The 9,282-nt window shown below is 48.4% G+C and carries 10 protein-coding genes; 6 read left to right on the top strand and 4 right to left on the bottom strand.

The genetic code is table 11. The annotated features are described in order from the left end of the window. Window positions 1-95: 95 nt before the first annotated feature. The 4 genes from FJM67_RS16260 to FJM67_RS16245 form a co-directional block, all read right to left on the bottom strand. A complete protein-coding gene (locus FJM67_RS16260; protein WP_140591577.1) occupies window positions 96-725 on the bottom strand; it encodes an LPP20 family lipoprotein in 630 nt (209 codons plus the stop codon). Between the two features lie 106 nt (window positions 726-831). Then, window positions 832-1,062 (bottom strand): diguanylate cyclase domain-containing protein, encoded by a 231-nt coding sequence (locus tag FJM67_RS16255; RefSeq protein WP_140591574.1) that lies wholly within the window; start codon window positions 1,060-1,062, stop codon window positions 832-834. Further along, a complete protein-coding gene (locus FJM67_RS16250) occupies window positions 1,062-1,397 on the bottom strand; it encodes a hypothetical protein (protein ID WP_140591571.1) in 336 nt (111 codons plus the stop codon). The genes FJM67_RS16255 and FJM67_RS16250 overlap by 1 nt, the downstream gene beginning before the upstream one ends. A 149-nt stretch (window positions 1,398-1,546) precedes the next feature. Then, window positions 1,547-3,955, bottom strand: coding sequence for a bifunctional acetate--CoA ligase family protein/GNAT family N-acetyltransferase (locus FJM67_RS16245; RefSeq protein ID WP_140591569.1), 2,409 nt, complete (start codon window positions 3,953-3,955; stop codon window positions 1,547-1,549). A 226-nt stretch (window positions 3,956-4,181) separates the two neighbouring features. Between FJM67_RS16245 and FJM67_RS16240 the strand changes: the two genes are divergently transcribed. The 6 genes from FJM67_RS16240 to FJM67_RS16215 all read left to right on the top strand — a co-directional run bounded on the left by FJM67_RS16240 (window position 4,182) and on the right by FJM67_RS16215 (window position 9,113). Next, on the top strand, window positions 4,182-5,105 hold the full coding sequence (locus FJM67_RS16240; protein ID WP_140591566.1) for a histone deacetylase family protein: 924 nt from the start codon (window positions 4,182-4,184) through the stop codon (window positions 5,103-5,105). A gap of 166 nt (window positions 5,106-5,271) precedes the next feature. After that, complete coding sequence (locus FJM67_RS16235) at window positions 5,272-5,703, top strand: BLUF domain-containing protein (RefSeq protein WP_140591563.1); 432 nt, start codon at window positions 5,272-5,274, stop codon at window positions 5,701-5,703. 142 nt (window positions 5,704-5,845) lie between these two features. After that, window positions 5,846-6,094, top strand: a complete 249-nt coding sequence (locus FJM67_RS16230; RefSeq protein WP_140591561.1) for a FeoA family protein — start codon at window positions 5,846-5,848, stop codon at window positions 6,092-6,094. Beyond that, entirely contained in the window at window positions 6,091-8,124 is a 2,034-nt protein-coding gene (gene feoB / locus FJM67_RS16225) for a ferrous iron transport protein B (protein ID WP_140591558.1), read from the top strand. Before FJM67_RS16230 ends, feoB begins: the two co-directional genes overlap by 4 nt. A 327-nt stretch (window positions 8,125-8,451) precedes the next feature. Next, window positions 8,452-8,661: a hypothetical protein gene (locus tag FJM67_RS16220; protein ID WP_140591556.1), complete on the top strand. Its 210-nt coding sequence runs from the start codon at window positions 8,452-8,454 to the stop codon at window positions 8,659-8,661. Next, on the top strand, window positions 8,658-9,113 hold the full coding sequence (locus tag FJM67_RS16215; RefSeq protein ID WP_140591553.1) for a hypothetical protein: 456 nt from the start codon (window positions 8,658-8,660) through the stop codon (window positions 9,111-9,113). Before FJM67_RS16220 ends, FJM67_RS16215 begins: the two co-directional genes overlap by 4 nt. Window positions 9,114-9,282 lie beyond the last annotated feature (169 nt).

Below are 9,282 nucleotides of genomic sequence, written 5' to 3'. Positions count from 1 at the left end.
AATATCTACCCCACTATCTCAGCTGGTTCCGGTATATGAAGCAGAATGAAAAGTCAGATCAAGGTCTGCTGTTTGCTGCTATGACCAACACCTGACTACAATACAGCCATATACATACAGTAACATAAAATCAGCAACAGTTGCAAACCCTCGATATCCCGCACAATAACTTGTTCATCCGCCACACCAGCAGCACCAGCTTCGTTGACCCCTTCTGTGGCGATATTGATACGTTTAACAGGGGATTCGGTGGCTTTTAAGCGTTCTATAATGGACAGCACAGGAAGCTTGCGACGAGCTTCTCTACGCATTTTTTCTGTCATATCAGAGTCGACCCCTAAAACAACATAATATGTTTCGTCGACAACGCCGCTATCGAAAATGCGCGCATCTTCCAACTGAATGGTGGAAAAAGAATAGGCAGCCGCAGACTCAGAAGAAGTGAAATTGCCATTATCGAAGGACTTATCCGACTTGCGATAGCTTTGTACCGAGACGATGACCTGACTAGCAAGACGCTTTTGCGCATCAGCACGTGCCGCTTCAGGGGTAGACCCATAACCCACATCCATTGTGTAAGAAGGAGCGATAAACTGCTGGTTTTGCAGCTTCGTCTGTAACTCGGTGTACAAAGCGCGCTCTTGTACGCGAGGGTCTTCCTTGGTTCCCATTACACTACATCCGCTCAATAGGGCGATGGTAAGGGCTCCGGCGATTAATTTCATTTGCTATGCTCCATTGTCGTTTAGTCCTTGAAGAGGCGTGATTAATAGTCCCATTATTTCCAAATTAGTTGTCAACTTCAATCATAGGGGGATAGATATCCTTGACTCACCCGACCACCACGCAGTTCCTGCCCGCGGCTTTTCCTCGGTACATGGCTTGATCAGCGCGATTAATAGTGCTGGTTAAGGATTCGTTTAAAGTTGCTTCGGTCATGCCGATGGTAATGCTGGTCACCAGTTTGTTGGCGCATGGTAGTGTAATCGAAGCGTTGCTTACTGCATGCAAGATACGAACAGCAGCCTTTTTCTGGTCTTCTGGATTAGATGAGGTAAACATCAGGATAACGAACTCCTCACCGCCATAGCGGTTTTAAAATGGGCTAGGTGTTCGATCAGTTCCTGTTGTCCCTGCTCAAACTGAATCAAGTCTGCTTCATTACCGGGCTCTCCACGAAAAACTTGATGGGAGATAGCGCGAATACCGTCGTGCATGGTTTTGTGGGCAATTCTCAAGGCATCGGCACGGTTATGGTCCAAGGCATTAAAAATATCAATCTGACGTTCCAGGAAATGCCCGAATTCACATAGTTGATGGGCATTGTCTTTCAAAACGTCATCGTCAGGGAGAGTATGTAACACAGCGCAACGCAGTACTCGGTGCGTCCAATCCATATGAGCACGTTCGGCACGGTCGAGCTCGTTAACAAAACGCTTATAGTTACAACTATCCTGTACTGCTTGAATTATTGCACCACCTCATACGTTGGGCTTTTTCACCCTTTTATTAGGATTCTAACGCGAAAATGGTGCGATAACTGTCCTTAAGTCATGATTCCAAGCTTTTCTTGTACTTGTTTGATAAATTTTGGCGTCAGTTTCAATTCGGCGACCACCAAGCTGAAGTCATCTGGGTCCCGTTTGATTGCAAAACCAATATGACGGCAAAACTCGATCATATGTTTGTTTTCAGCCAGAACGGTGCCTTTCATCTGTTTTATGCCTTTATCCGCTGCTACTAAAAAGAGGCGTCGCATCAGGTGTGCCGCTAACCCGAGTCCCTGATAATCGTCCCCAACGACCACCGAAAACTCACAACTGCTGTCATCAAAATTGTCGATGTAGCGCGCGGCTCCCATTAGGTAGGGGGTGTGTTTTTCATCTTCTCCGACAGCCATTAATGCCATTTCTCGGTCGTAATCAATGTGCGACATGCTGGCTAGCATCCGGGGCGTTAACTCTTCCAAGTTAGAAATAAAGCGGAAGTAGCGGCTCTGATGGGAAAGGTTACGCACAAAGTCCGCCATCATTTCAGCATCTCGGGGAAGGACCGGGCGAACCACGATGGACTGACCGTTACGTAATTCTAGATCCTCCACCCACTGACGTGGATAAGGGTGGAATGCTAAGTGAGCATAGCGACGCCAGCCGCGACAACGTCTTAGGGTGGCACTGATATCGGCGAAAATACTACCGCTATCATGAATACGGACATCCGCCATGGTGATTTCGACGAACTCGGGTAATTCACAGATCATGGTGGAAAAGTTGCGCAGCAGTTCTTCTAATTCAAAAGACTCCACGCCGGGGAACGCTCGATGAATTAAGTCTTTCGCCAATACCGTGTTCAATGGGGGGAGAGCGACCGCCTCATTCGACTTGTTCCACTGGTTCGCCCCCTCGATAGATAAACCAATCGCGGGGCCAAATACTGGGTCTTGAAAAGCGCGTAAATGAATCGGTGCTTGCAACAGATAAGAGGACTGACGGCGTCCGGTTAGGCGTATTTGAAACATATCAAAAATGCCTTTCAGCTCTTCTGTAGTCGGGTGTTTGTTTTTCTGTTTCAACAAATCCGCCAATACGGCTTTCGGCTCGGCCAAATCTATCTTGAAACGGAATGCATGGCTGTCAGGCGCTTGTTTGGCCAAATGTTGGTTGCGCTGGAACTGCTCCAAAAATTGGAAGCCCTCAATGGCCGCTTCTGGAGTACGGAAGGTTGGGATTCCGGCTTCCGCTAGCTTAGTGCGTAGCTGTACGCTGTTGCCGCCCCCTAACATACAGACCATGACCAGTTTGCGTTGCTTTTTGTGTAGCGCCAGTACTTGCTCGTATAAAGATGCGGTATCGAGCAAGGCAGTGGGGCTCAGCATGAGTAACACCGCCCCACAATCACGACTCTGCAACGCCACATCGGCGAGGTTAATAAACAAATCCGTCGGGCAGCTTGCCCATACGGTAGTCACTGGCCCAACACTCCCCCGCAGTGCCATGACGTTCTCTAGCTTGGTGCGTAGCTCTTCATTGGGCGATAGTAGCGAAACATTCACTTCCCGTGCCCGTTGAGCGGCCAATTCGCCAGGGCCGGCGCCATTACCAATGATCATCAAAGAACCATCTTTAACACGGCGGGCATTAGTCATGACCGCAGCAGCAGAGACTAAGTCATTTAAACGATGGCCCCGTACCGCACCGGTACGGGTGAGGGCGGCATCGAGTACCCTTTCATCGGCTCCGGTGCCGTGTTCGGTGACGACCGCGACCGGCTTACTCCGCCCCGCAGCTCGCAAACTACTCAAAAACCGAGTTGGCTGCCCGATGGACTGCAAGTACATCAAAATGGCTTGGCTTTCAAAATCGTTAGAGAGGAAGTCCAATACTTGGGATGGCATGATGTCTACCGGCGAGCCCATGGCGACGATTTGTGAAAAGCCGATCCCCTGCCAAGTCGCCCAATCTACTACGGCACTGGCGACGGTGCCGGATTGGGACATCAGTGCTAAGCGTCCCGCTAACGGGGCGGTGGCGCCAAGCCAAGGATTAACCCCAAGCTTAGGTCGGCAAATGCCAAAGCTATTGGGACCGATCATACGTACGTTGTGTTGCTTTAATGCCGTTTGCATGGTCTCGGTTTCTTCACCGATCCAAATCAGGGTGACTAGATGTTGAATGCCTTTGGCAGCGCATTGAGCAACGAAGTCAGAAAAGGAACAGGATAATGGCCCGGCCACTACCAGCAGCTCTGGTGTAAAGGGTAAGGCATCAAGACTTTCCACCTGATGAACTGGGGTTTTACCGATATCGCTGCGCCCGACGAAGTGCATTTTGCCACGGGGGAGTTGGGTCAAAACAATAGGCAGCAGAGCTTGAACGATGGGGGCATTGGCGTGGTCCCCAACCCAAATTGCCAATGAGCTGGGCATGAGTAGGGGGCGTAAAGCGTGCTGAGCCATGAAAGTCTCCCTTGACCGTGAGTATCTGCGCATTCTCCCTTCTTTAAAGGGGAGGAACAAGTGACCGGAAACAAACAAATCATTTTCTAAGCTTGTCTGATTACGGCGAAAAACTGTGCGTTTTCTACAGTGTAGACCATGGTCGCATTGGATTGTGACGGATATCTATGGCTTGATGAGGCGACTATGATGTAATGCATGCAATAACAATAAAACAGGTACTACCATGACCACCGCCTACCTCACTCACTGGCGCTGTGAAAAACACAACTTAGGTGAAGATCATCCCGAATCCCCCCATCGTCTTGGTGCGATCCAGAATCGACTCATTTCTGGTCAATTAATGGATTTTGTGCGCGTTATCGAAGCCCAATCCGCAACCGAGGAACAGCTAAAAGCAACCCATGACCCACACTATGTGGATACCATCTTTGCCCGAGCACCGGAAGAAGGGCATGTGGAGCTGGATGCAGAAACCTTAATGATGCCCCATACCTTGGATGCAGCATTAAAAGCGGCAGGGGCAGTGGTACAAGCCGTGGATCTGGTCATGTCTGGGGAAATGGAAAACGCTTTTTGCGCTGTGCGCCCACCAGGCCATCATGCAGAATACGATCAGGCCATGGGCTTTTGCTTGTTTAACAATATCGCCGTTGGTGCTCGCTACGCGTTAGATCACTATGGTTTACAGCGTATTGCGATTATTGACTTTGATGTACACCACGGTAATGGCACCGAGGATATCTTTAAAAACGAGCCTCGGGTGCAGTACTCGTCTAGTTACCAGCACCCGTTCTACCCTTATGCGGACCCCGGCGCTTCCCATGACAACATCATCCATATTCCATTAGAGGCGGGTACAAACGGTGCTCAGTTTCGAGAAGCCATCGCGGCACAACTGTTGCCTCAGCTAGATGCCTTCGCTCCAGAGTTAGTGATGATTTCAGCAGGCTTTGATGCCTTAGCAGAAGACCCAATGGCACAACTGCGATTGAAAGACGATGATTATGTTTGGATTACCAAAGAGCTTATGGCAATCGCTGAAAAGCACTGTGGTAAGAAAGTCATTTCCGTATTGGAAGGTGGTTACAATACGGATGCCCTAGGGCGTGCGGCGTTTAATCATATTCGTACGCTAATGGATATGTAGTCGTTCTGAGTATTGCTGCACAAAGCAAACAATCCCAACACAATCCTCACCGGCTGTAACATAACTTTAAATGAATGTTACAGCCTGTCTTCTTTACTTGTGATACATCTAACCTTACTAGCTTGCTAGTTGTTTAGAAATCCTATCGACCGCGGAGGGCATCATTATGGAAATGGTTCGTTTGATCTACGCCAGCCGCGCTACCGAAGTATTTAAACCTGCTGAAATTAAAAGCATCCTAACGGCAGCGCGGAAAAACAATGGCCAGTCTGATATTACCGGTTTGTTGTGTTTTACTAGTCGCTGCTTTCTGCAATGTTTGGAAGGTGGTCGCGACAAGGTTAACCATACTTACTTGCGCATCGCTCAAGACAAGCGCCACGAAGACATTCAGATCATCAGCTTCGAATACATCTCCGAGCGGGAATTTTTTGGTTGGAATATGGGCTATTTGCAAGATGGCCCCGGGATGCGAGAGCTACTGAAAACCCATGGTGGAAGCGAGACATTTAATCCTTATGACCTTACGCCTGTCGCTGCACTCAATCTGATGTGTGATATCCGCGACGATATTCGTGCCGCCGCTGCAGAAGAATAATAATAAAGGGTGCAACCGGTTTGCTGAATCAAGGCAAAAAATTCCTTGAAACTTGGCATCTGGTGCCGTTTTTTGATATGGGTCATTCTATTAATTGGTGTTATAGTGATAATGGTTCTCACACTTATTCCTTGGTAGAAGTATGACCCTTTCCGACCTCCCCAAAGGTGCTCAAGCCACTGTTCATCGAGTGCTTCATCCCCAGCAAGATAAATTGATTCAACTGATCGCGTTGGGGTTTGACCCTGGCGAGCCGGTGCAAGTCATGATGCGCGCTCCATTTGGTGATCCTATCCAAATAAAAGTGGGGACGACGCTGGTTTCCTTGCACAACAGTGATGCTCAGTACGTAGAACTATGTGACGCGACCTGTTTGGGGCATGATCAATGAGTCTGCATATCGCCTTAGTCGGTAACCCTAATACTGGCAAAACCACCTTGTTCAACAAGCTTGCCGGTACTCGGCAAAAAGTGGGCAACTGGTCGGGTGTCACGGTTGAGTGTAAAACCGGTGTTTATTATGCCAAACAAAATAAAGTGGATATGACGGATTTGCCCGGCATCTACAGTTTTGCTTTGGCCTCCGGCGGCGTGGACGAAGCGGTTGCTCGTCAATTTCTAAAGCAAGGGTGCTATGATGTCATCGTAAATATCATTGATGCTACCAATCTAAAACGTAATCTGAAACTGACCCGAGAACTTGCTGAGTTAGGCCAGCCGATGTTGGTGGTGCTGACCATGACGGATATCGCTGCCAAAATGGGTATTTTGCCGGACCGAGAAACGCTACAAAGTAATCTTGGCGTGCCGGTAATCGACAGTAACGACCTAACGTTGGACGCGTTACAGGAGCAAGTATATCTCGAAGCACAAGGTTTAAAGGAAAGCGGCAGAGCGATCGTGCCCGCCACCATCAAGCAGTGGTTACAAGGCGTACAGCCAGTGATGGTAAAGGCGCAGAACCGAACCGAATGGCTTGACCGTATTGTGCTTCATCCTTGGTTCGGTATTCCGATTTTCTTATTCGCTATGTATGCCATGTTTGCGATCGCCATTGGTATCGGGTCGCTGTTTATTGACCCAATTGATGCGTTTGCGGGTTACTGGTTCGTCTCTTTCCCAAGCCATTGGTTGCACGCTATCGGCACCCCGGATTGGATCATCACCGTATTGGCGGATGGCATCGGTGGTGGGGTACAGCTGGTGGCGGGGTTTATCCCGGTGATTGCCTTTTTGTATTTGTGTCTAAGTATTTTAGAGGATAGTGGCTACATGGCCCGTGCTGCCTTTATCGTTGACCGAGTGATGATGTCGATTGGTTTGCCGGGGCAAGCCTTTATCCCGTTGCTATTGGGATTTGGCTGTAATGTTCCCTCCATCATGGCAACACGCGCACTGACCAACGAGCGTCAGCGTATGCTAACCATGGCGATGGCACCGTTTATGTCCTGTGGTGCTCGGCTGGCGGTTTATGCCATGTTTGTGTCTGTCTTTTTCCGTGGGCATGGTGGCTTGATCGTCTTTAGTTTGTACCTGTTGGGTATTGTTGTAGCAGTAGGTACAGCATGGTTGTTTCGCAAACAATTGTTTCAACACCAACATGCTTCTTCCATCATGGAAATGCCCCATTACCATCGTCCGCGCTTGAATAACGTGGGGCTTTCTAGTTGGCACAAAGTTCGTGGCTTTATCCTGCGTGCAGGTAAAACCATCGTGCTGGTTTCCGCCATTCTCACGTTGCTGAACTCCTTCCCATCTTGGCGCGAAGGGCCGGAGTCAAAAGACTCAGCTTTGGCGGAAGTTGGGCAAATTATTACGCCGGTATTTAGTCCTATCGGCATGGGGGATGATAACTGGCAAGCCGCGGTTGGTGTCTTTACTGGTGTTCTGGCGAAAGAGGCGGTTGTTGGTACTTTAGAGGCCCTGTATACCTCATCGGCAGAGACAGAGCGTGTTGATGACTACGTTTCTCCGCTTGCCAATTTCGTAACAGTCGTTGGATTAATGGTAGACAATATTACCTCAGCTCTGAGTAGCTTCACCGACCCATTGGGGCTAAGTGCACTAGATGAAACCCAAGCGCAAGAGCAAAGCCACAATGCCATGGTCGCCCTTTTCGTTGGTTGGCAAGGAGCATTCGCTTACTTAGTCTTTATCCTACTTTACACTCCCTGCGCGGCCTCTATCGGTGCCTTGGTCAAAGAGGGGGGCGTATTTTGGGGGAGTGTGATTGTGGGGTGGTCTACTTCCATCGCTTATGTGGCAGCGTTATTTGCCTTCCAAATACTGACCTTTACCCTGCATCCGCTTAGCTCTAGTTTATGGTTGCTAGCAGCCGCGGTGTGGACCATTGTTTGGGTGCTGCTATTGCGCCTGTGGGTCAAACCCCGCTTACCGAGCAATATCATTGCCATCGGTTAATGTATCCCGATGTGAAATTGCGCTATAAAGGTGGCATCAGCCACCTTTATCGAAACTAAGGAACCTTCCATGACCCCGCAAAAACTGATTTGGCTAATCCTAGCGAAAGTGATCATCTTGACCCTGATTACCTTTTATATTGTGTGGCTGGTTTAGATCAATTTCGCTTATTTCACATAGTGAAAAGTAGTTATAAAGGTTGACACATGTCGCCAACACGGCAAAATTTATATTAGATATAGTCTTCAACAGATTTAGGTCTAATCAACTAAGTAATTGTACTTCGCATCAAGCGAGGACTCGATACTACACAGCGATAGGGGGGGCATGACTAACTTTCTGAGAGGGATAGCCAGCATATTTAATCTGTTCCCACAGACAGATTACATGGCGATAGTGCCCAAGAAAGGGGAAATTCATCGTAGAGCAACGCAGCGTTTTTCCCGAGACTTCAATAAAGCCTTTAACCAGCAAGTAGAGCTAGCTGATGGCCGTACATACCTAAAAAAGTATAGAAAGGGCGTTTCGGCTCAATGAGTAATAAGGGAGTTACTCAAGAAGACAGCCAAGCTGTTGATCGAGAAATAGCTGAAATTAAAGAAGCAGATATAGGCTTATCGATTGTTATGGATGATAATCCAGATATTGAAAAGTTTGTTCGTGAGAACCCAGACGAGCGCCGGAAAATCATGGCGCGTGTTCAATCGGCTCAGTATTCAGGCCCTTTCCCGCTTCCTACCCATCTAGAGCATTATGAGAGAATCTATCCTGGCTTCACCGAAAAGTCCTTCGGTCAGATGGAGGAAAATGCAGCCAGAGAAGAGCGTATAATCACCACAGCACAGGCTAATGAATATAATGAGTCCAAATGGAATAGAAATGCGGCGTTTGGTGTGGTGTTTCTTGTCTTGGCGGCAATTGTGTATTTAGCGGATAGAGGGCATGTAGCGGTTCCTATAGCGTTAAGTGGGGTTTGCAACTGTTGCTGATTTTATGTTACTGTATGTATATGGCTGTGTTGCATTTGAGTGTTGGTGGTCTATGCTGAAAACTGTAGTCCAGATGCACCGGAGCCTTCATGAGCACTCAACGCCTTCGCAGTATTCTCCCACATCTTGAAGAACTCACATACGCAGAGCTGAAGAAGCTCAAGCATGA

Source organism: Maribrevibacterium harenarium (genome assembly GCF_006385675.1).
GTDB lineage: Bacteria > Pseudomonadota > Gammaproteobacteria > Pseudomonadales > Marinomonadaceae > Marinomonas > Marinomonas harenarium.
Note: the sequence above shows the minus strand (reverse complement) of the source record. Positions and strands in the feature narration are given on the sequence as shown.